The organism is Microbacterium sp. (assembly GCF_003248605.1).
GTDB lineage: Bacteria > Actinomycetota > Actinomycetes > Actinomycetales > Microbacteriaceae > Microbacterium.
The window spans coordinates 1-21,122 of sequence record NZ_QFPF01000056.1 but is presented as its reverse complement, the minus strand read 5'-3'; the positions used below and the strand labels follow the sequence as shown (position 1 = coordinate 21,122).

Sequence of the window (21,122 nt, the reverse complement as noted above, 5' to 3'; positions counted from 1 at the left end):
GCGCTCGACGCGATGGATCGGCCGGGGCTGACCGCGGCGGACTTCCTTGTGCTCGACGCGCAGTTCCACCTGTCGCTCGCCGAGGCCTCGGGCAACGTGGTCGTGGCGGCGATGATGGGGGGTCTGCGCAGCTCGATCGAGGCCTATGTGCGCGAGGGCGCCGAGCGTATCGCCGACTGGGATGCCGCCGCCGCCCGTCTGCGCGCCGAGCACCGCGGCATCCTCGACGCCGTCGCGAGCGGAGACGCCGCCACCGCCCGCCGTCGCATCTCCGACCACATCACGGGCTACTACGCGGGCGCGGCGTTGGCCCGCAGCTGAGCACCCCGCATCCTGAACGCCGCCCCGAGAGGAACCACCATGGTCACGCGCCAGCTCCCGAACCCCGCCGAGCTCTTCGAGCTGATGAAGTTCAAGGCGCCCGAACTGAACGGGCGCAAGCGCCGACTGGATGCCGCGCTCACGATCGCCGATCTGCGCACGATCGCGAAGCGCCGCACCCCGAAGGCGGCGTTCGATTACACCGACGGCGCCGCGGAGGGCGAGCTCTCGCTCAATCGTGCCCGGCTCGCGTTCGAGGACATCGAGCTGCATCCCTCGATCCTCCGGCCCGCGGAGCACGTCGACACCAGCACCAGCATCCTGGGCGGGCCGAGCGCCTTGCCGTTCGGCATCGCACCGACCGGCTTCACCCGGCTCATGCAGACCGAGGGGGAGGTGGCCGGAGCGTCCGCGGCGGCGGCCGCCGGCATCCCGTTCACGCTCTCGACGCTGGGCACCACCTCGATCGAGGACGTGAAGGCGGCGAATCCGGACGGACGCAACTGGTTCCAGCTGTACGTCATGCGCGATCGCGAGGTCTCGTATGCGCTGGCGAGGCGGGCCGCGGCGGCCGGCTTCGACACGCTGATGTTCACGGTGGACACGCCCGTGGCCGGCGCGCGGCTGCGCGACAAGCGCAACGGCTTCTCGATCCCGCCCCAGCTGACGATCGGGACGATCCTCAACGCGATCCCGCGGCCGTGGTGGTGGTTCGACTTCCTCACCACACCCAAGCTGGAGTTCGCCTCGCTGTCCTCCACCGGAGGCACGGTGGGCGAGCTGCTCGACGCCGCGATGGATCCGACGATCAGCTACGACGACCTGGCCGTCATCCGCGACATCTGGCCCGGCACCATCGTCATCAAGGGCGTGCAGAACGTCGAGGACGCCGCGCGCCTGGTCGATCTCGGCGTGGACGGCATCGTCCTCTCGAACCACGGCGGCCGTCAGCTCGATCGCGCCCCGATCCCGTTCCATCTGCTGCCGCACGTCGTGCGCGAAGTCGGCAAGGACGCGACGATCATGATCGATACGGGGATCATGAACGGCGCCGACATCGTCGCATCGATCGCACTGGGAGCGAAGTTCACCCTCGTCGGCCGGGCCTACCTCTACGGGCTCATGGCGGGCGGCCGCGAGGGTGTCGACCGCACCATCGCGATCCTGCGCAGTGAGATCGAACGCACGATGCGGCTGCTGGGCGTCGCCACGCTCGACGAGCTCGGCCCGCAGCACGTGACCCAGCTCACCCGCCTCGTGCCGGTCTCGCCCGAGGTGGCCGGGGTCGCCGCGGGCTGAGTGAGGCGGTCGGCTTCAGCGCGCCGGCAAGGTCGGGATCAGCGCGTCGAGAAAGACGACGGTCTGCTCCCAGCCCTCGACGGCCTGGCAGGGCACGCCGAGCGCGAGCACGGGGTAGTCGTTGCCCGCCTCGTCGAGGCGGTCGCCGACGAACAGCATGTCGCCGAGGGCGATGCCCGTCTGCTCGGCCAGCTTGGTCATGCCGTACGCCTTGTCGATGCCGCGATGCGTGATGTCGACCGACGTCGATCCGCCGGAGCGTACCTCGAGGTCCGGGATGCGGGCGGCCACCGCGTCGCGCAGCGCCGTCTTCTTCGCACCCGTCGGATCCCATGCCACCTTCGCCTCCAGCGGGGCTCGCTGGCCGAGGGCGGAGAAGGTGATCTGCGAGCCGCGATCCTCGAGGATCTCACCCCACGTCTCGCTCTCCCAGAGACCCAGACGTCGCGCCTCCTCCTCGACGGCGGTGAGCGCACGGGTCTTCTCGTCGTCGGTGAGCGCGTGCGCGTAGACGGTCTCGAGCTCGCCACCCTGCGCGAACCGGTAGTACTGCGTGCCGCACGTGGGCATCAGGTGCACATGCACGAGGGTGGATGCCGGTGCCTCGGGCAGACGGTCCACCACCTGCGTCTGGAACTGCACGATCTGCCCGCCCGAGATGACGGCGACCTCGACCCGTTCGGCGAGGGCTATCAGCTGCTCGCCGATGCGGTCGGGGATGGGGCTCTTCGAGGGAGCGAGCGTGTCGTCGAGGTCGAAGGCGACGAGCTTGGGCGCAGGGGCGGCGGTCATGTCTCTCCAGCGTCGGGGGTCGGGCGGGCCCGGGGACGAGAATGGGCCGACCGGTGGTCGACCCATTCTGCACTGTCGGGGTGACAGGATTTGAACCTGCGGCCTCGTCGTCCCGAACGACGCGCGCTACCAAGCTGCGCCACACCCCGTGGCAACCCTCCGAGTCTACCCGAACTCCAGCCCGCCCCCGAACCGCGCCCGCATCAGGCTCGCGCGGTGAGGGTGATCAGCGTGGCTTCGGGCGGGCAGGCGAAGCGCACGGGCGCGTAGATGGAGTGCCCGATGCCGGCGCTGACGTTCAGCGGCACGGAGCGATCGCCGGAGGTCCACGTCGAAAGCCCCCGTGCCTGCCGCAGCGGGATGTCGCAATTGGCCACGAGTGCGCCGTACCCGGGCACGCGCACCTGACCGCCGTGGGTGTGGCCGGCGAACAGTGCATCGGCGTCGCGGGCGAGCAGGGCATCCAGGATGCGGCGATAGGGCGCGTGCGTCACGCCGATCGTGAGCGCGGAGGATGCGGCATCCCCCGAGTCGCGCGCCTGCGCCGCCACGGCGTCGAGGGCGTCGAGGTCGTCGTGCTTGTGATGCGCGTCGCCCGTGCCGATGGCTCGGATCGTCGCGCCGCCGACCCGAAGATGCGCGACCCGGTTGTTCAGATCGTGCCAGCCGAGCTCGTCGACGAAGAAGCGCTCCATCGCTGCCGTATCGAGCTTCTCGGCCTGCGGGCGACGCCCCGAGGGACCCAGGAAGTATCGGAAGGGGTTTCGCGGAGCGGGGCCGAGCATGTCGTTGGAGCCGTGGACGAAGACGCCCGGCGTGCCGGCGAAGGGCTCGAGCGCCGCACGCACCCCCGCCAGGCCCTCGGCGTGTCCGAGGTTGTCGCCGGTGTTGATGATCAGGTCGGGTCGAAGGCCTACGAGGGAGGCGATCCACCGCTGCTTGCGGCGCTGCCAGGGCGCCATGTGGATGTCGGAGAGGTGCAGCACCCGCACGGGTGCCGCACCGGCCGGCAGGATCGCCAGCTCGGCGCGGCGCAGCGTGTAGACGTACCGCTCGATCGCCGTGCCCCACACGAGGGCCGTTGCCCCCGCGATGCCGGCGACCGCGAACGCGCCCGCCCCGAGGCGCGATGCGCGCGTCACGAGCAGTCGCGTCGTTCGGTGCTCAGCGTCACGGTCGTCCCGCGATTCACGTCGGAGCCCTCGCCGGGCGACACGGAGGTCACCGTGCCCTGCTCGGGCGCGTCCTCGCTCTCGGTGCACTGCTCCTGCACGTTGCTGAAGCCCGCCGAACGGACGGCGCCTGCCGCGGCATCCGGGTTCTGGCCGACCAGACCCGACGGGACCGTCGTGCCTTGGCCGTTGCTCGGCGAGATCGTCACCGTCGTGGCGCCGGACACGCGACCCGCACCCGGGTTCTGGCTCGCGATCGTGCCCTCGGGCTGCGCGCTGTCGATCGGGTCGCCCACGTTGACCGTGAAGCCGGCGGCCTCGAGCGTGCTGCGAGCCTGGTCGACCGACTGCCCGATCACGTTCGGCAGGTCGATGAGCACCTGACGCGTGAGGTTGGGGTCGGGAGTGGGGAAGTCGTCGCCGCCGTACTTGGCGTTCGCGGCGCCCATCATGTCGGGCCAGATCGAGTGCCGGATCGTCCACAGGGCGCGGCCGTTCGCCGAGTTGCGGTCGAGGCGCGCCTCGCCCGTGACGTTGCCGACCCAGACGACCGTGGCGACCTTCGAGCTGGCGCCGTCCATCCAGGTGTGGATCTGCTCGTGGATACCCGTCTTGCCGAACACCGGCACGCCGTCGCCGACGCGTGAGGAGCCGGCCGAGCCGCCGTTGATGACGCCCTCGAGCGCGTAGGCGGTGGTCGCGGCGACGGACTCGTCGATGACGCGGTTGCAGGTGGTCTCGGGAACGAGCTCGGGCATGTCGTTGCCGTCGGCGTCGGTCACACGATCGATGGCCTTGGGCTCGCAGTACACGCCGTTGTTCGCGATCGTCGCGTACGCGGCGGCCATGTCGATCGGGGCGATGTTCTTCGAGCCGAGGATGTCGTAGACGTAGTTGGTGTCGGTCACAGAGCCGCCGCTGGCGAGCTCGACGCCCATGCGCTCGGCGAGGCGGTTGGTGTCGCAGACGCTGACCTGCTCGCTCATCGCGAGGAAGCCGGTGTTGAGCGAGTCCGCCGTGAACCGCATCGGGCTGCCGTTGTATCCGCCGACGCCCTGGAAGTTCTTGATCTGGTTCGAGGCGATGCGCTGCGTGCCGCCGTCGCAGTCGGTCAGCACGTTGAACGAGCGCTGCCGGCCGTTGATGACCTCGTTGACGGAGTGCCCGTGCTCGAGCCAGTTGATCAGCGTGAAGACCTTGTAGGTGGAGCCCGGCAGGAAGCCGTTGGACCCGCCGTTGACGTGTCGCGTGTTGTAGTTGACCGAGGTGTACGCGGGATCCGAATTCGCGAGATCGGCATCCTGCGTGTACTGGCGGTTCTGCACCATCGACAGCACGCGGCCCGTCGAGACCTCGAGCTGGATCCCCGTCGAGCCGAGGTCGATGTTCGGGTGCGTCGCCGGAACGATCGAGATCGCCTGCTCGGCCGCGTTCTGCAGATCGAGGTCGAGCGAGGTGTAGATCTTCAGGCCACCACGGCGCAGGGTGCGCTCCCGCTCCTCGGGGGTGGCGCCGAAGGCCTCGTCGTTCTCCACGATCGTGCGCACGTAGTCGCAGTAGTACGCCGAGCCGCCCGCGGTCTGACAGCCCTGCGTCGACTCGACGATGTTGGGGGTGATCGGCTCCGCGTGGGCGGCGTCGTGCTGCTCCTGCGTGATCTTTCCCTCATCGAGCATGCGGCCGAGCACGTAGTTGCGGCGGTCGAGGGTGAGGGCGTAGCCGTTCGCTTCGCCGTTGGATTCGCGGTCGCGTTGGTCGATGCGGAACGTGTTGGGGTTCTGCACCATGCCGGCCAGGGTCGCCGCCTGCGACAGCGACAGGTTCATCGCCGACGTGCCGAAATAGCGCTGGGCGGCGGCTTCGATGCCGTAGGTGGTGCCGCCGAAGTTGGCGATGTTGAGGTACCCGAGAAGGATGTCGTTCTTGGAATATCTCTGCTCGAGGGCGATCGCATAGCGCATCTCCTGCAGCTTGCGCTCGATGCCCTCCATGCCGGAGGCCGTCGTCGCCTCGACCCAGCAGTTGGCGAGCTCCTCCTGCGAGGGCGCGTCGCGCTCGCAGCGCTGCACGAGCACGTTCTTGACGTACTGCTGCGAGATCGACGAGCCGCCCTGGGTGGCCCCGCCCTGGGCGTTGCTGATGACGGCGCGGGTCGTGCCGATCAGGTCGACGCCGCCGTGGTCGTAGTAGCGCGGATCTTCGCTGGAGAGGATCGCGTCGAAGACGACCTGATTGATCTGGTCGTAGGTGACCGGCACGCGGTTCTGGTCGTAGAAGCGGGCCAGCATCACCTCGCTGCCATCGTTCTGCGTGGCGTAGATCTCGGTCGGCTGCATGAGCTCGTCGATGTCGAGATAGCTCGGCATGTTGTCGAACATCGAGATGGCGCTGGAGGCCGCGGCGCCCGATACGGCGATGGCCGGCGTGACGGTGGCGGTCACAAGAAGACCGGCGACTGCGCTGAGGCCTACGAGGCCGGCGATACCGCCGAGCACGCCCGTAGCCGTCCGTTTCTTATCAGGCATAGGGTGAATGCTAAGGGAGTTACCTGAGCGATGCCCGAAACGCGGCCCGGGTGCTGCCCTGCCGGCCACGAACGCGGGAGAGCGATGACCACCTGGGAGTACCTGACGACTCCGCTGATGATCCACAACACAGCGGCGATCCTGAACAACTTCGGCAAGCAGGGCTGGGAGCTCGTGCAGGTCGTCACCGGCCCCGAAGGTGGTCTCGTGGCCTACTTCAAGAGGCCGACCGGGGGCGAGTCGTCGGGCAACGCCGGCCTGGCCGCCGCGGCCGAGGCGGCGCGCCAGTTCGAGGGGCAGTGACCGTGGGTATCAGCGCACGACTCGCCGAACTGGGCATCGAGCTGCCGGATGTCGTTCCACCGGTGGCTGCGTACGTCCCGGCCAAGGTGCACGGCGACCTCGTCTACACCGCCGGGCAATTGCCCTTCGTCGAGGGCCGGCTGCCCACATCCGGCAAGGTCGGCGAGGGCGACGGGCTCGTGCCCGCCGCGGACGCCGCGGGATATGCACGCCGGTGCGCCCTGAACGCGATCGCGGCGGCGGCCGCGGCCGTCGGGGGAGCGGACCGCCTGACGGGTGTGCTCAAGGTGACGGGCTTCGTCGCGTCGGTGCCCGAGTTCACCGGCCAGCCCGCCGTGATCAACGGCGCGAGCGAGCTGCTCGGCGAGGTGTTCGGTGACGCCGGCCGCCACGCGCGCTCGGCCGTGGGCGTGCCCGTGCTGCCGCTGGACTCTCCCGTCGAGGTCGAGGTCGTCTTCACCTGGGAGTGATCACCGCACCTGCGCGCTGATCACGCTCATCACCGCCGTGTCGGCGAGTGTCGTCGTGTCGCCCACCTCGCGGCCCTCGGCGACGTCGCGCAGCAGACGCCGCATGATCTTGCCGGACCGCGTCTTGGGCAGCTCGCCCACGATGTAGACGTCGCGGGGCCGTGCGATCGGGCCGATCTGCTCGCCGACCCATGACCGCAGCGCCTGCGCGAGACCGTCGGGGGAGTGCCTGTCGAGGTAGCTCTGCTTGATGATGACGAAGGCGACGACCGCCTGGCCCGTCGTCTCGTCGGAGGCGCCGACGACGGCGGCCTCGGCCGTGGCCTCGTGGGCGACGAGCGCCGACTCGATCTCGGCGGTCGAGAGGCGATGCCCCGAGACGTTCATGACATCGTCGACCCGACCGAGCAGCCAGATGTCGCCGTCCTCGTCGCGACGCGCGCCGTCGCCCGCGAAGTAGAACCCCCTGTCGGCGAACTTCTCCCAGTACGTCTCGACGAAGCGGTCGGGATCGCCCCAGATCCCGCGCAGCATGCTCGGCCAGGGCTCGGTCACGACAAGCAGGCCACCCGCATCATTGCCGACGTGCGCGCCGGCCTCGTCGACGACATCCACCACGATTCCCGGCACCGGCACCTGGGCGCTTCCGGGCTTGGTCTCGGTGACCCCCGGCAGCGCAGAGATCATGATCGCGCCCGTCTCGGTCTGCCACCACGTGTCGACGATGGGCGTGGTGCCCGCCCCGATGACGGTGCGATACCACATCCACGCCTCAGGATTGATGGGCTCGCCCACCGACCCGAGCAGGCGCAGGCTCGACAGGTCGAACTCCGCCGGCACCTGCCGGCCGATCTTCATGAACGAGCGGATCGCGGTCGGGGCGGTGTAGAAGATCGTCACTTCGTACTTCTCGATGATCTCCCACCACCGTCCGGGGTGCGGAGTGTCGGGCGTGCCCTCGTAGAGCACCTGCGTGGACCCGTTGGCCAGCGGACCGTACGCGACGTAGGAGTGGCCGGTGATCCAGCCGATGTCGGCCGTGCACCAGTAGACGTCGGTCTCGGGGTGAAGGTCGAACACGTTGCGGTGGGTGTACGCCGCCTGCGTGAGGTACCCGCCCGAGGTGTGCAGGATGCCCTTGGGTTTTCCGGTCGTGCCCGAGGTGTAGAGGATGAAGAGGGGGTTCTCGGCGGGGAACGCGCGGGCGACGTGATCGGCGGATGCTGTCGGCACGACATCGTGCCACCACAGGTCGCGTCCCTCCTGCCATTCGACCTCGTTGCCCCCGCGGCGCACGACGAGCACGTGCTCGACGCTGGCCTGCGGGCCCTGTCCGCCGCGGTCGGCGAGGGCCATGTCGACGGCGGGTTTGAGCGGCGACACCTTGCCCTTGCGGTACCCGCCGTCGGCGGTGATGACGAGCTTTGCCCCGGCGTCGTCGATGCGCGAGCGCAGGCTGTCGGCCGAGAAGCCGCCGAACACGACGGAGTGGATCGCGCCGATGCGGGCGACGGCGAGCATCGCGGCGATCGCCTCGGGGATCATCGGCAGGTAGATGGCCACACGATCCCCGGCGCCGATGCCCAGGCCCTCGAGCACGTTCGCGAGGCGCTTGACCTCGTCGGTGAGCTCGGCGTAGGTGACCGCGCGGGAGTCGCCGGGCTCGCCCTCCCACAGCAGCGCCACACGATCGCCGTGCCCCGCCTCGACGTGCCGGTCGAGACAGTTCTCCGCGACGTTGAGCTCGCCGTCCTCGAACCACGTCGCGAAGGGTGGGTTGGACCAGTCGAGCACGCGGGTGAACGGGGTCTGCCAGTGCAGAAGCTCGCGGGACTGCTCGGCCCAGAACGCCTCGCGATCGGCCTCCGCCCGCGTGTAGAGCTCGCGAGTGGCGACGGCGTCCGCGGCGAACTCCGCGGGCGGGGCGAAGTGCCGCGACTCGTTCAGCAGGTGGTCGATCTGGGTGGTCATCGGTGCGCGCTCCTTTGTGCGTCCTGCGTCGGGGATGCCGAGCGATCGACGCCCGGTCCCGGCCTGCGGCGAATCTACCCGCGCGCGAAAGGGGCGGCTACCGCCGAAAGTCGGGGGTGCTCATGCGCCCCGCCCGATATACCGCATGGGAGCGGTGCCGATATGTTTGGCCGGGTCCATTCAAGTGCGTATGCTTCTTCGCGGCCGAACATTCGATTCTGGCAGAGCGACATCCCGGCCACCCCCCTGACCGGGTGTCGCGAGGCGGCATCCCATTCCCCCCATGGGATGCCGCCCTCTTCTTGTGGCGGTGCTGATCCCTCCCCAGCGCAGCGCCGGCCATCCGCGTCCCCCGCCCGGCCCGCACGGCGAGGCCGGGGCGCGTGCGCGGTCCTAGCCTCGCGGGCATGCCCTTCGTCCCCGAGCCCCCGGCCGCGCCGCTCGCGCCGCTGTTCCCGGCGGCCGTGTCGTTGTCTGCGTCAGTGCCGCCGCCGACCGCGTCGGTCGCGCCGCTGTCGATCACCCCGACCGCGCCGGAGTGGAGTGGGCCCGCTCCCGAGCGCTCGCGAGCGCGGGAGTCGGCGCTCGAGCCACTCGCGGTGTTCCTCGACGACCCCGCCGTGACCGACCTCTTCATCAACGGCGCCGAGGGGCTCTGGTGCGATCGCGGCTCCGGGGCCGAGCGCGAGGCGCTGTGGAGCGCGGATGAAGAGGACGTGCGGGCGCTCGCTGTCGACCTCATCGGTCTCGGCGGCCGGCATCTGGACGAAGCCAGCCCGGCGGTGGATGTGCGACTGGCCTCCGGCATCCGGGTGCACGCCGTCCTGCCCCCGATATCGACGTGCGGCACGGTGCTGTCGCTGCGCATCCCGCGTGTGGCCCGCCCGACCCTCGACGCGCTCACGGGTCACGGAATGCTCACCCCCGCGGCGGCGGAGTGGGTGCGCACGCTCGTCGCCACGCGCACCAACGTGCTCGTGACGGGGGCCGCGGGCACGGGCAAGACGACGCTCCTCGCAGCCATGCTCGCGGCGGTCCCTGCGCGGGAGCGCATCGTCACGATCGAGGACGTCGCCGAGCTGCAGATCGATCATCCGCATCACGTGGCCCTCGAGGCGCGCCAGCCGAACCTCGAGGGCGCCGGCGGTGTGGGTCTTGCCCGCCTCGTGCGCGAGGCCCTGCGCATGCGGCCGGATCGCCTCGTTCTCGGCGAGTGCCGCGGCGAGGAGGTGCGCGACCTGCTCGCGGCGCTGAACACCGGGCACGACGGCGGAGCGGGAACGGTGCACGCGAGCGGCCTGCACGAAGTGCCGGCGCGTCTCGAGGCACTGGGCTCGCTCGCGGGCCTCGACGACATCGCGCTGGCACGGCAGGCGACGAGCGCGATCGGGATGGTGCTGCACATCGAGCGGCACGGCGATGGCGCCCGGATGCTCTCCCGCGCCGGTCGACTGCGACTGGACGCCGGTCGTCTGAGCGTCGAGGAGTGTGCACCGTGGCTCTCCTGAGGCGCCGGCGACGCCCGGAGGCCGAATCCGCCGCCGTCGCCGAGGTCGCCCGTCGGCTCGCGGTGCTGCTTCAGGCCGGGATCGCACCGCGCGCCGCGTGGGGACACCTGGCATCGGCCGACGCTCGGGCGGGAGCGGATGCCGCCGCTCCGTCCGCGGGGAGGACGGTCGCGGCCACGGTGGCTGAGATCTCGCGCGTCGCGGCGACGGGCGGCTCGATCGTCGATGCGCTGCGCGGCGGCGGCGGACCCTGGCGGGATCTCGCCGCCGCCTGGGCGATCGCTACGGAGGTGGGAGCGGCGCTCGCCGACGCCCTGCGCGCCTTCTCGACGGCGCTCGCCGATGCCGCCGAGGCGCGCGACGACATCGGTGTCGCGCTCGCCGAGCCCGCCGGCACCGCTCGGCTCATGCTCTGGCTGCCCGTCGCGGGGCTCGCGCTCGGTGTCGCCCTCGGGCTCGACCCGCTCCGGATGCTGCTCTCCGATGTCCGCGGGCTCGTCTGTCTCGGCCTGGGGCTCGCGCTGGTCGCGGCGGGCCGCGCATGGACGGCACGCCTCGTGCGCACGGCCCAACCGCCGCCGCGGTTGCCCGGGATCGATGCCGAGCTCTTCGCCGTCGCCCTCAGCGGCGGGGTGTCGATCGATCGTGCCGCCGCGTGCGTGGAGCGCGCGCTCGGCCCGGGCCGGGCGCCGCCGGCGTCACCCGCCGTGCCCGCCCTCCCCGGCGCCGTCGCCGCGGCGCTCGATCTCTCGCGCGCCGCCGGCGTCCCCGCCGTCGAACTCCTGCGCGCCGAGGCGGCCGGCGAGCGCCACCGTGCGCGCATCGAAGGCCGCGCGCGTGCCGCCCGTCTGTCGACCCGGCTGCTGCTTCCGCTGGGCGCCTGCACCCTGCCCTCGTTCCTCCTCCTCGCCGTCGTGCCGCTCGTGCTGTCGGTGCTCGGCTCCACGGCCCTTCCCCTCGTCTGACTTCTCCCTCGCCTGACCCTTCCGTCCGATCAGCCACCCACGAGCCATGCACAAAGAAAGAGGTACGACAATGACCGATCCCTTCACCCCCCGCGCCGTGCGCGCCGCGCGTCGTCGGCTGCTCGGCGATGACAGCGGCGCCGCGACCGCCGAGTACGCCATCGCGACCATGGCCGCTGTCGCCTTCGCAGGCCTGCTCGTGGTCATCATGCGCAGCGACGAAGTGCGCGGGATCCTCACCGATCTTGTGCGGCGCGCGCTCACGGTCGGGTGAGCGCGCGGACGCGGCGGCGGCGCCGAGCGGAAGGCGCGCCGCCGCCGGATGATTCCGGCGCGGTCGCCGCCGAGTTCGCGGTGACCCTGCCCGCCGTCCTCCTGGTGCTCGCGCTCGGCATCTCGGCGCTCGCGGCGGGCGCGCAGAGCGTCCGCCTGCAGGATGCCGCGGCCGACGCCGCTCGCCTCGCGGCGCGCGGCGAGTCGTCCGGCGCGGTGGAGCGTGCCGCGCGCGGCGGGGGAGGCAGCGCTGCGGCCGTGCAGGTGTCGCGGCGCGACGACCTCGTGTGCGTGAGCGTCTCCGAGCCCGTCCGGCTGGTCGGCATCCCGGCCGGGGGCCTCCGCGCCACCGGCTCGGCCTGTGCCCTCGACGGCGGGCTCTGATGGCGGGGGCTGTGCTCGCCGTCGGCGCCGTGCTGACAGCATCCACCCTCGCCGTCGGGCTCGCCGTGGTGGGCCAGGCCTCCGTCGTCTCGCAGCGGGCGGCCGGCGCCGCCGACAATGCCGCCGTCGCCGCGGCGGACGCCCTTTCGGGGGCGGCGACCGGGCAGCCGTGTGCGAGAGCGGCGGAGGTGGCCGCGACGTTCGGACTCGAGGTGGCGGCGTGCACGATCAGCGGAGCGGACGTCACGGTGACGGTGACGGGCGGCCTCCTGGGCCTGCCCGTCACGGCCCGTGCGCGTGCGGGTCCGCCGCAGGCCTCGCAAGACGTCCCGGGACGCGCGGGAGCCGACACACAGTGAGCGGTGTGTATGGTGTGCATCGACGAAAGGCACACCCTTGGCCACCAGCAAGAAGCTCGTCATCGTCGAGTCCCCGACGAAGATGAAGTCGATCCAGTCCTACCTCGGCGACGACTACGAGGTGCTCTCCTCCGTGGGGCACATCCGCGACCTCGCCGATAAGAAGGACATCCCCGCCGACCTGAAGAAGACGTCGGTGGGCAAGTATTCGATCGACATCGAAAACGGCTTCGCCCCCTTCTACGTCGAGTCGGAGCGCGGCAAGAAGACCGTCGCCGAACTCAAGCGCGCGCTCAAGCAGGCCGACGAACTCCTGCTCGCCACCGATGAAGACCGCGAGGGCGAAGCGATCGCCTGGCACCTGCTCGAGACGCTCAAGCCCAAGGTGCCCGTCAAGCGCATGGTGTTCCACGAGATCACGAAGGACGCCATCCGAGCCGCCGTCGAGAAGACCCGCGATCTCGACCACGACCTCGTCGACGCTCAGGAGACCCGCCGCATCCTCGACCGCCTCTACGGCTGGGATGTCTCGCCTGTGCTCTGGCGCAAGATCGGCACCGGCCGCGACGGCGCCGCACTGTCGGCCGGGCGCGTGCAGTCCGCCGCGACCCGGCTCGTCGTCGACCGCGAACGCGAACGCATCGCCTTCGTCTCGGCGGGGTACTGGGACATCGAGGCCGACGCGGCCAAGGACGCCGCGTCCTTCCGTGTCAAGCTCGTGCGGCTGGATGGCGCCGCAATCGCCCGCGGAGCGGACTTCGACGAGCAGGGCCAGCTGAAGAAGGCCGTCGTCGTGCTCGACGAGCAAGCGGCCCGCGACCTCGCCGACGCGGTCGCGGCAGTGGCGACAGCATCCGTCACCAAGGTCGAGGCGAAGCCCGGCACGCGCAGCCCGTACGCGCCCTTCACGACCTCGACGATGCAGCAGGAGGCCGGCCGCAAACTCTCGATGAGCGCCAAGCACGCCATGAGCGTCGCCCAGCGTCTCTACGAGAAGGGCTACATCACCTATATGCGCACCGACTCGCAGTCGCTGTCGACGCAGGCCATCCAGGCCGCGCGCGAGCAGGCGGTCGAGCTGTACGGTGCGAAGGCGGTTCCCCTGCAGCCCCGCGTCTACAAGAGCAAGAGCAAGAACGCCCAGGAGGCCCACGAGGCGATCCGTCCCTCGGGGGAGCACTTCCGCACCCCCTCGTCGGTGGCGAGCGGCCTCGACCGCGACGAGCTGCGCCTCTACGACCTGATCTGGAAACGTACGGTCGCGAGCCAGATGGCCGACGCGAAGTACGAGACGACGACCGTGACCCTCGAGGTCGACGCCGCCGGACGACGCGCCGAGTTCACCGCATCCGGCACCGTCTACACGTTCAAGGGCTTCCTCGAGGCGTACGAGGAAGGCCGCGACGAGAAGCGCGGCGATGCCGACAAGGCCGACGAGCAGTCGCTGCCCGCCGTCGCGGTGGGCGAATCGCTCGCCATCGCCGACGTCGAGCCGAAGGGCCACCAGACGACCCCGAAGCCCCGCTACACCGAGGCCTCGCTCGTCAAGGCCCTCGAGGAGAAGGGGATCGGGCGGCCCTCGACGTTCGCGAGCATCATCGACACGATCCTCGACCGCGGCTACGTGACCAAGCGCGGCCAGGCTCTCGTGCCGAGCTGGATCGCCTTCAGTGTCGTCCGGCTGCTCGAGGAGAACTTCCCCGACCTCGTCGACTACGACTTCACCGCCGCGCTCGAGGACGACCTCGACGCGATCGCCCGAGGCGACCAGAAGCGCGTGGACTGGCTCCGGGAGTTCTACTTCGGCTCCGAGGGGCACGTCGGCCTGCGAAACATCGTCGACAACCTCGGCGAGATCGATGCCCGCGAGCTGAACTCCCGGCCCGTCTCGGCCGGAGTGACCCTGCGCATCGGCAAGTACGGCCCCTACCTCGAGGTCGCCGACGCCGAGAATCCCGAGGCCGAACCGCGGCGCGTCAACATCCCCGAAGACCTCGCGCCCGACGAGCTCACGCCCGCCAAGGCGCAGGAGCTGATCGACGCTCCCGTGGCCGGCGACCGCGTGCTCGGTGAGAACCCCGAGAACGGCAAGCTGATCGTCGTCAAGGACGGCCGGTTCGGACCCTACGTGCAGGAGCTCGAACCCGAGGAGCCGCAGGCGGTCGACGAGGCCACCGGCGAGGTGATCGAAGCGCCCAAGAAGCGCGGAGCCAAGAAGGAGGCGGCGCCCAAGCCGCGGACGGCGTCGCTGTTCAAGAGCATGTCGGTCGACACCATCGACCTCGATGTCGCGCTGCAGCTGCTGTCGCTTCCGCGCACGGTCGGCACCGACCCCGAGTCGGGCGAGCCGATCACGGCGCAGAACGGGCGGTACGGCCCCTATCTGAAGAAGGGCACCGACTCGCGCTCGCTCGAGAGCGAGCAGCAGATCTTCGACATCGACCTCGAGGCCGCGCTCGCGGTCTACGCCCTGCCCAAGTACGGCGCGCGCCGCGCATCGAGCGCGCTCAAGGAGTTCGAGGCGGACCCGGTCAGCGGCAAGCCGATCCGCATCCGCGACGGCCGTTTCGGGGCCTACGTGACCGACGGCGAGACCAACGCGACCATCCCGCGCGGCGAGACCGTCGACGACGTCGACTTCGAACGCGCCGTCCAGCTGCTCGCCGACAAGCGCGCGAAGGGTCCGGCGCCCAAGCGCACCGCCAAGCGCACGACCACGCGCAAGGCGCCGGCCAAGAAGTGACGGGGGATGCTGCGCCCTCGCGCGGCGTGTGGATCACTCTCGAGGGGGGCGACGGCGCGGGCAAGACGACCCAGGCGGGCCTGCTCGAGACGTGGCTGCGCGAGCGGGGTCGCGAGGTCGTCCGCACCCGCGAGCCCGGCGGCACAGAGGTGGGGACGCTCGTGCGCGACATCGTTCTGCACCACCGCGGTGAGGTGGCGCCCCGTGCCGAGGCGCTGCTCTACGCGGCCGACCGTGCCCAGCACGTCGCGACGCTGGTCCGCCCGGCTCTCGAGCGCGGCGCCGTCGTCGTGCAGGATCGATACCTCGACTCCTCGGTCGCCTATCAAGGCGCGGGGCGTGTGCTCGATGCGGGCGAGATCCGCGACCTGTCGCTGTGGGCGACCGAGGGGGCGCTGCCGCACCTGACGGTGCTGCTCGACCTCGATCCCTCCGCGGCGCGGGCACGGCTGGATGCCGACGACAAGCCGTTCGACCGGCTCGAGGCCGAACGCGAGGACTTCCACGCCCGGGTGCGTGCGGCGTTCCTGCAGCTCGCCGCCGCCGAACCCGACCGGTTCCTCGTGCTCGACGCGACGCGCCCCGCCGCCGATCTGGCCGCCGCGGTGCGCGCGCGAGTGCAGCCGCTCCTGGCCTGAGCATCCATGTCCCCATTCCTGTCGTCCGGGGCGGATGCGGGCGACGGATTCTGGGACATGCGTGGTGGGATCGCCCGTGCGCGCGGCCGTGTCGCAGGCGTCGCGCGGTCAACATTCCGGAAGAATTGCGCTCCGCGGCCCGCGACACGGCCGCCAAGGCGTTGCAGACCCCGTCGATCCGGAATGTTGACCGTTTGCGCCGCCTGCCCAGCGCCCGCTGCCGGGCCTGCGCGCGGCCGTGTCGCAGGCGCCGGTTAGGCTGAGGCGATGCCTACCGCAACCGCCGCGCCCGCCCTGCCGTGGGGCGCCGTCTGGGGGCAGGATGCTGCAGTCCGCACACTGCAGGACGCGGCATCGGACCCCGCGAACATGACGCACGCGTGGCTGATCACGGGCCCGCCCGGGTCGGGTCGCTCGACACTCGCCTACGCGTTCGCCGCCGCCCTGATCGCCGAGGGCCCGGACGATCTCGCGACGATGCGGCAGGTGATCGCGGGCACTCATCCCGACCTCACCGCCCTCCGTACCGAGCGCGTCATCATCACGATCGACGAAGCCCGCGGGCTGGTCGAGCGCTCGGCCTTCGCCCCCTCGCTGGGGCGACACCGCGTGATCGTCGTCGAGGACGCCGACCGCATGACCGAGCGCACCTCGAACGTGCTGCTGAAATCTCTCGAGGAGCCGCCCGAGCGCACCGTGTGGGTGCTCTGCGCACCGAGCGAGGCCGACTTGCTGCCCACGATCCGCTCTCGGGTGCGGTCGCTGCGTCTGCGCGAGCCGGATATCGACGACGTCGCGCGCCTCATCGCCGAGCGCACGGGCGCGACGCCCGACATCGCCGCACAGGCGGCGCGCCACGCGCAACGGCACATCGGCATGGCACAGCGCCTTGCCACCGACCCGGCGGCGCGCGCGCGGCGAGACGAGACCCTGCGGGCCGTGCTGCGGGTGCGCAGTGTCGGCGACGCCGTCGAGGTCGCGGGCCGCATCGTCGAACTGGCCACCGACGACGCGAAGGCACTCACCGCCGAGCCAGCTCAACGCCCTCGAAGAGGATCAGAAGCGCCGTGCGACACGCAGCCTGCGTGACGGCATCGACCGGGTGCTGACAGACCTGCAGTCGATGTTCCGTGATGTCGTGATGCTGCAGTTCGGCCGCGGCGACGACCTGGTCAACAGCGAGCTCGACACCGATCTGCGTGCTCTCGCACAGACGTGGCGACCGCAGCGCACGCTCGCGGTGCTCGATCAGCTGCAGAACACCCGACGCAATCTCGAACAGAATGCCGCACCCGTGCTCGCGCTCGAGAGCATGCTCGTGACGGTCATCAGTGGAAGGACCCCGTGACGATGGCCCGACGATTCACCGGCACCCGACCCGCTCGCGCGCGGCGCGCCCTCGGGGCGTTCGCCGCCCTGGTGGGGGCCGCGCTCGTGCTGAGTGGATGCCTCTACCAGGCCATCCCCGACGATGTCACGACGGGCGCACCCGCTCCCGTCGATCCCGCCGACGTGCCCGCGGATCTCGAGGGCTTCTACGCGCAGGAGCCCGCGTGGTACCAGTGCGGCGGGTTCGACTGCGCCACGGTGCTCGCGCCGCTGGACTGGGACGACGCGTCGCTCGGCGTCGTCGAGCTATCGGTGATCCGCGCGCCTGCGACGGGAACCGAGCCGATCGGGTCGCTGCTGACCAACCCGGGCGGACCGGGCGCGAGCGGGGTAGGCCTCATCCGCGATTCGCTCGACTTCGCCGTCGGGGAGGCGCTGCAGGAGTCGTACGACGTCATCGGCTTCGACCCGCGGGGCGTGGGGGAGTCGACCGCGGTGACGTGCCTGGACGCGGCCGCGATGGACGCGTACCTGTACGAGATCCCGGCCGCGCCGCGCGGCAGCGCCGAGTGGGAGACCGAGCTCACCGAGCGCAACCGCGCCTTCGCCGAGGCCTGCGAGGCGAACAGCGCGGGCGTGCTCGAGCACATCACGACGGAGAATTCCGCGCGCGACATGGATCTGCTGCGCTCGGTGCTGGGCGATGACCAGCTGCACTACCTCGGCTACTCCTACGGCACGTTCCTCGGGGCGACGTACGCCAAGCTCTACCCCGAACGCGTGGGGCGCCTCGTGCTCGACGGCGCGATCGACCCCGCGGTCTCGGGACTCGAGGTCGGAACGACGCAGGCCGTCGGTTTCGAGCAGGCCCTTCGTGCCTATATGCAGAACTGCCTCTCCACCCAGGAATGCCCGTTCCGTGGCACGGTCGATCAGGCGATGGCCGATCTCGGCGCACTCCTCGCGTCGGTCGATCGCTCACCGTTGCCGGCACCAGACGGACGGATGCTGGGGGCCGACAGCCTGATGACGGCGATCATCGCGGCGCTGTACTCGCAGGAGAACTGGTCGATCCTCACGGCGGCGCTGGCCAACGCGCTGCAGGGCGATCCCGAGGTCGCGTTCCTGCTCGCGGACTTCTACAACGGCCGGGAGGGCGGGGTCTACCTCGACAATTCGACCGAGGCCTTCCGCGCCTACAACTGCATGGACTACCCCGTGGTGGATGCTGCCGAGCAGACCGCCGCGGACGAGCGGATCGCCGCCGAGGCTCCCACGATCGCTCCTTACTGGTCGGGTCCCGATCCGTGCGACGTATGGCCGCATGAGCCCACGGGCGTGCGGGAACCCATCGCCGCGGAGGGTGCGGCCCCGATCCTCGTCGTCGGCACCACCGGGGATCCCGCGACGCCCTACGAGTGGTCGGTGGCGCTCGCCGATCAGCTCGCCTCGGGCGTGCTGCTGACGAATGTCGGGGAGGGGCACACGGGGTACAACAAGGGCAACGCGTGCGTCGACGACGCCGTGGAGGCCTACCTGATCGAGGGCATCGTGCCCGCCGACGATCTCTGCGGGTGACCGAGTGCTGACCGTCAGCGGGTGAGTTCGTAGAAGCGCCAGAAGCCGAACTCGCCGGTGGGCATGATCTGCGCGTCCGCGAATCCCGCCGCGCGGGCGTAGTCGGCGAGGATGCCGGGGCGCATGACGGTGCCGGTACCGACGCTCGGGGCGTGCGAGAGGCCGTCGGGCAGGCAGATGAACAGGCTGAAGCCGTACATCATCTGCTCGAGCGCGTCGCCGGGCGGGTCGAACCTTTCGGCGACGGCCTCGTCCATGATCACGACGGGGCCGGCGGGCACGGCCTCGCGCATGGCGGCGAGCACGTCGACGGGCTGGGGCATGTCGTGGATGCATTCGAAGGCGAAAGCCGCGTCGAACGGGCCGTGTGCGGCGAGCGTGGCGCCGTCGACATGATGGAAGCTCACGCGATCCTCGAGCCCGGCGTCGCGCGCGTTGTCGGTCGCGAGTGCGATCGATTCTTCGTCGACGTCGAAACCCTCGACCCGAAGGTCGGGGTAGGCGTCGGCGAGCGCGATCGATGCCCACCCGCCCCCGCACCCGACGTCCGCGACACGCGCGCCGGGCCGGGCGAGCACATCATGGAGGGAGGGCTGCGCCGAGAAGACCTCGGGCAGCAGGTCGAACCAGGGGCGGTTCATGTCGGCCTGCGACTCGCGGGCGTCCGCTCCGAGCTGTTCCCACGACACGCCGTCGCCCGTCCGGTAGGCGTCGACGAGAGCGGGCAGCTGAACCGCCGCGGACGCGCACATGCGCGCGAGCGGTGCCAGGTAGGCGGTGCTGCGCTCGTCGGTCAGCGCCTCGGCCGCGGCCGGCGAGAGTGCGTATCGGTGCGGCTCGGGCGGATCGTTGAGCTCGGCCTGCAGCATCCCGCTCGTCGCCTGCTGCTCGAGCCACTCGCGCGCGTATCGCTCGGCCGTGCCCGTGCGGTGCGCGAGCTCGGCGGGGAGGCGGGTCCCTCGGCGGCGAGGCTGCGATACCAGCCCAGCCGGTCGCCGAGGTAGATGGCCATGGTCTGCACCCAGCCGAGGCCGGCGGCCAGCACCTGCTCGGCGACCTCGTCCGCGGTGCGTTCGTCGGTCTTGGCGGCGGAGTCCCGCGAGTGCTCGGCGAGGGTTTCTTCGTTGTGCGGCATCGTCTGCTCCTTCGCATCGTGAGGAAGAGGGTCGACCTCTTCGCAGAGCGTAGGTAGTGCGGATGCGGGAGCGCATCGGTTCGATGGTGCATCTCTCGGGAGAGGGCCCTGCATCAGATCATGCAGGGCCGCGCGTCCCACCGCCATGGGGTCGGCCGTCGAGGGGCGCAGCCCGGATGCTTCGCCCGTTCGCACGGTGCGGCGCGACGCTGTAAGATCATTGCTTGTGCGTCGCGCGAGCGGGCACGCGCCACCTTAGCTCAGACGGCAGAGCGATTCACTCGTAATGAATAGGTCAAGGGTTCGATTCCCTTAGGTGGCTCTATAAAACCTTGATCAGCGCGGTAATATATCGAGTTTGGGCGCCGTTTGCCCACATTCTGCCCACACATTGAGTTGGTCGAGGCCCGCGCCCTCCTTTCCGAGGTCACCCGCCCATCGGCTGTGGCGTTCGCTATCCATTGCATGGAGACGCCACTCCCAACCATGGTCAGTAGGACGATCGAACGGACCGCGAGCTTCACCAGTCCGCTTCCGCCTCTTCTGTTTCGGCACCGTCAATGGAAGGAGGGGCGGCCGAGTTCGGCCGCCCCTCCGCTTTTTCTCCGCGCTATCGTGCCCCGTCCCGAATCTGAGCACGCTTTGCCGCTTCGTCCGCGAGCTTCCGCTCCGCCAGAGCGGCGACGACCTCGAGGCGGGATCGGGGAATGAAGGCGATCCCGTCGGCGTCGCCGATCACGACGTCCCCAGTGGTGACGGCTACCCCGCCGATGGCGACGGGGCCACCGATCTCTCCGGGGCCGTTCTTGTAGGGGCCAGCGGGCGTGACGCCCCGGGCGAACACGGGCATCCCGACTTCTTCGATCGCCTCGGCGTCGCGGACGCAGCCGTCGATGACGAACCCCGCTATGCCGAGACTGAGCGCACGCTCTGCGATGAGGTCCCCGATCAGCGCACGGGTGCGATCGCCGAAGCCGTTGATCACGATGATCTCGCCGGGTTTGGCGACGTCCAGCGCCGCATGGACGATCTGGTTGTCGCCTGCCGCCGTCAGCACAGTGAGTGCGGTACCCACGAGGCGTGCCCCTGGCCAGACGGTCGAGATGCCGGCGTCAGGCGAACCCAGGCGATCCATCGAGTCCACGATGCTGGATGTCGCCAGCTTCGACAGCTGGGTCTTTTCCTCGGGCGTGAGCGGCACGCGGTCGACGCCGGAACCCTCGCGTGGTGTCTCAGTCACTGATGGCACGCTCACGGGGTGGCCAGCAGTTCTTCGATGATGGGCTTGATCTCCGTTTCGCGGTCCTCCCAGGTCGCGGCCGCCTCCTCAGCTGACATCCAGCTCGCGACGGTTGCG

19 protein-coding genes, 2 tRNA genes and 1 pseudogene are annotated in these 21,122 nt (G+C 70.5%); 14 read left to right on the top strand and 8 right to left on the bottom strand.

What is annotated here, in order from left to right; genetic code table 11:
* Positions 1-321 (top strand): FCD domain-containing protein (locus tag DI573_RS08990; RefSeq protein ID WP_292813056.1); only part of this gene is annotated, 321 nt, incomplete at its 5' end.
* A 39-nt stretch (positions 322-360) separates the two neighbouring features.
* The gene (locus tag DI573_RS08985; protein WP_292813054.1) at positions 361-1,620 is read left to right on the top strand and encodes an alpha-hydroxy acid oxidase; all 1,260 of its coding nucleotides are present in this window, start codon (positions 361-363) and stop codon (positions 1,618-1,620) included.
* A 15-nt stretch (positions 1,621-1,635) separates the two neighbouring features.
* Here DI573_RS08985 and DI573_RS08980 read toward each other — a convergent pair whose 3' ends face one another.
* The 4 genes from DI573_RS08980 to DI573_RS08965 form a co-directional block, all read right to left on the bottom strand.
* Positions 1,636-2,412: an HAD-IIB family hydrolase gene (locus DI573_RS08980; protein WP_292813052.1), complete on the bottom strand. Its 777-nt coding sequence runs from the start codon at positions 2,410-2,412 to the stop codon at positions 1,636-1,638.
* Positions 2,413-2,487: 75 nt separating this feature from the next.
* Positions 2,488-2,561: transfer RNA gene (locus DI573_RS08975), tRNA-Pro, on the bottom strand.
* 54 nt (positions 2,562-2,615) lie between these two features.
* Complete coding sequence (locus tag DI573_RS08970) at positions 2,616-3,554, bottom strand: metallophosphoesterase (protein WP_292813050.1); 939 nt, start codon at positions 3,552-3,554, stop codon at positions 2,616-2,618.
* Positions 3,551-6,109 carry a penicillin-binding protein gene (locus DI573_RS08965; protein ID WP_292813048.1) on the bottom strand — a complete coding sequence of 853 codons (2,559 nt, stop codon included), beginning with the start codon at positions 6,107-6,109 and terminating at the stop codon, positions 3,551-3,553. Before DI573_RS08965 ends, DI573_RS08970 begins: the two co-directional genes overlap by 4 nt.
* A gap of 84 nt (positions 6,110-6,193) precedes the next feature.
* On the opposite strand from DI573_RS08965, the gene DI573_RS08960 reads away from it, so the two are divergent.
* Complete coding sequence (locus tag DI573_RS08960) at positions 6,194-6,412, top strand: hypothetical protein (RefSeq protein WP_292813046.1); 219 nt, start codon at positions 6,194-6,196, stop codon at positions 6,410-6,412.
* 2 nt (positions 6,413-6,414) lie between these two features.
* Positions 6,415-6,882 carry a RidA family protein gene (locus tag DI573_RS08955; protein WP_292813044.1) on the top strand — a complete coding sequence of 156 codons (468 nt, stop codon included), beginning with the start codon at positions 6,415-6,417 and terminating at the stop codon, positions 6,880-6,882.
* Here the strand turns inward: DI573_RS08955 and acs are convergent, their stop codons facing one another.
* Entirely contained in the window at positions 6,883-8,853 is a 1,971-nt protein-coding gene (gene acs, locus DI573_RS08950) for an acetate--CoA ligase (RefSeq protein WP_292813042.1), read from the bottom strand.
* A 407-nt stretch (positions 8,854-9,260) separates the two neighbouring features.
* Between acs and DI573_RS08945 the strand changes: the two genes are divergently transcribed.
* The 9 genes and pseudogenes from DI573_RS08945 to DI573_RS08905 all read left to right on the top strand — a co-directional run bounded on the left by DI573_RS08945 (position 9,261) and on the right by DI573_RS08905 (position 18,630).
* Positions 9,261-10,361, top strand: a complete 1,101-nt coding sequence (locus tag DI573_RS08945) for a TadA family conjugal transfer-associated ATPase (protein ID WP_292813040.1) — start codon at positions 9,261-9,263, stop codon at positions 10,359-10,361.
* The gene (locus DI573_RS08940; RefSeq protein ID WP_292813037.1) at positions 10,349-11,326 is read left to right on the top strand and encodes a type II secretion system F family protein; all 978 of its coding nucleotides are present in this window, start codon (positions 10,349-10,351) and stop codon (positions 11,324-11,326) included. Before DI573_RS08945 ends, DI573_RS08940 begins: the two co-directional genes overlap by 13 nt.
* A 70-nt stretch (positions 11,327-11,396) precedes the next feature.
* Complete coding sequence (locus DI573_RS08935; RefSeq protein ID WP_292813034.1) at positions 11,397-11,600, top strand: DUF4244 domain-containing protein; 204 nt, start codon at positions 11,397-11,399, stop codon at positions 11,598-11,600.
* The gene (locus DI573_RS08930) at positions 11,597-11,983 is read left to right on the top strand and encodes a TadE family type IV pilus minor pilin (protein ID WP_363331353.1); all 387 of its coding nucleotides are present in this window, start codon (positions 11,597-11,599) and stop codon (positions 11,981-11,983) included. Before DI573_RS08935 ends, DI573_RS08930 begins: the two co-directional genes overlap by 4 nt.
* Positions 11,983-12,342, top strand: coding sequence for an Rv3654c family TadE-like protein (locus DI573_RS08925; protein ID WP_292813029.1), 360 nt, complete (start codon positions 11,983-11,985; stop codon positions 12,340-12,342). The genes DI573_RS08930 and DI573_RS08925 overlap by 1 nt, the downstream gene beginning before the upstream one ends.
* Positions 12,343-12,379: 37 nt before the next feature.
* Positions 12,380-15,085 carry a type I DNA topoisomerase gene (gene topA, locus DI573_RS08920; protein ID WP_292813026.1) on the top strand — a complete coding sequence of 902 codons (2,706 nt, stop codon included), beginning with the start codon at positions 12,380-12,382 and terminating at the stop codon, positions 15,083-15,085.
* The gene (gene tmk / locus DI573_RS08915; protein WP_292813024.1) at positions 15,082-15,723 is read left to right on the top strand and encodes a dTMP kinase; all 642 of its coding nucleotides are present in this window, start codon (positions 15,082-15,084) and stop codon (positions 15,721-15,723) included. Before topA ends, tmk begins: the two co-directional genes overlap by 4 nt.
* A 267-nt stretch (positions 15,724-15,990) precedes the next feature.
* A pseudogene (locus DI573_RS08910) lies at positions 15,991-17,071 on the top strand (DNA polymerase III subunit delta').
* A gap of 2 nt (positions 17,072-17,073) precedes the next feature.
* Positions 17,074-18,630 carry an alpha/beta hydrolase gene (locus DI573_RS08905; RefSeq protein ID WP_292813021.1) on the top strand — a complete coding sequence of 519 codons (1,557 nt, stop codon included), beginning with the start codon at positions 17,074-17,076 and terminating at the stop codon, positions 18,628-18,630.
* 14 nt (positions 18,631-18,644) lie between these two features.
* Here the strand turns inward: DI573_RS08905 and DI573_RS08900 are convergent, their stop codons facing one another.
* Entirely contained in the window at positions 18,645-19,499 is an 855-nt protein-coding gene (locus tag DI573_RS08900) for a class I SAM-dependent methyltransferase (protein ID WP_292813018.1), read from the bottom strand.
* Positions 19,424-19,765: a hypothetical protein gene (locus DI573_RS08895; RefSeq protein ID WP_292813016.1), complete on the bottom strand. Its 342-nt coding sequence runs from the start codon at positions 19,763-19,765 to the stop codon at positions 19,424-19,426. The genes DI573_RS08900 and DI573_RS08895 overlap by 76 nt, the downstream gene beginning before the upstream one ends.
* A 249-nt stretch (positions 19,766-20,014) precedes the next feature.
* On the opposite strand from DI573_RS08895, the gene DI573_RS08890 reads away from it, so the two are divergent.
* A tRNA-Thr gene (locus DI573_RS08890) sits at positions 20,015-20,087 on the top strand.
* 288 nt (positions 20,088-20,375) lie between these two features.
* Here DI573_RS08890 and DI573_RS08885 read toward each other — a convergent pair.
* On the bottom strand, positions 20,376-21,005 hold the full coding sequence (locus DI573_RS08885) for a methyltransferase (RefSeq protein WP_292813013.1): 630 nt from the start codon (positions 21,003-21,005) through the stop codon (positions 20,376-20,378).
* Positions 21,006-21,122 lie beyond the last annotated feature (117 nt).

Bases quoted from the DNA above. Each gene is read 5' to 3' on its own strand.
- acs (WP_292813042.1), bottom strand. From the start codon at position 8,853: ATGACCACCCAGATCGACCACCTGCTGAACGAGTCGCGGCACTTCGCC.
- DI573_RS08935 (WP_292813034.1), top strand. From the start codon at position 11,397: ATGACCGATCCCTTCACCCCCCGCGCCGTGCGCGCCGCGCGTCGTCGG.
- DI573_RS08925 (WP_292813029.1), top strand. From the start codon at position 11,983: ATGGCGGGGGCTGTGCTCGCCGTCGGCGCCGTGCTGACAGCATCCACC.
- DI573_RS08980 (WP_292813052.1), bottom strand. From the start codon at position 2,412: ATGACCGCCGCCCCTGCGCCCAAGCTCGTCGCCTTCGACCTCGACGAC.
- DI573_RS08985 (WP_292813054.1), top strand. From the start codon at position 361: ATGGTCACGCGCCAGCTCCCGAACCCCGCCGAGCTCTTCGAGCTGATG.
- DI573_RS08895 (WP_292813016.1), bottom strand. From the start codon at position 19,765: ATGCCGCACAACGAAGAAACCCTCGCCGAGCACTCGCGGGACTCCGCC.
- DI573_RS08965 (WP_292813048.1), bottom strand. From the start codon at position 6,109: ATGCCTGATAAGAAACGGACGGCTACGGGCGTGCTCGGCGGTATCGCC.
- DI573_RS08960 (WP_292813046.1), top strand. From the start codon at position 6,194: ATGACCACCTGGGAGTACCTGACGACTCCGCTGATGATCCACAACACA.
- DI573_RS08900 (WP_292813018.1), bottom strand. From the start codon at position 19,499: ATGCTGCAGGCCGAGCTCAACGATCCGCCCGAGCCGCACCGATACGCA.
- DI573_RS08945 (WP_292813040.1), top strand. From the start codon at position 9,261: ATGCCCTTCGTCCCCGAGCCCCCGGCCGCGCCGCTCGCGCCGCTGTTC.
- DI573_RS08905 (WP_292813021.1), top strand. From the start codon at position 17,074: ATGGCCCGACGATTCACCGGCACCCGACCCGCTCGCGCGCGGCGCGCC.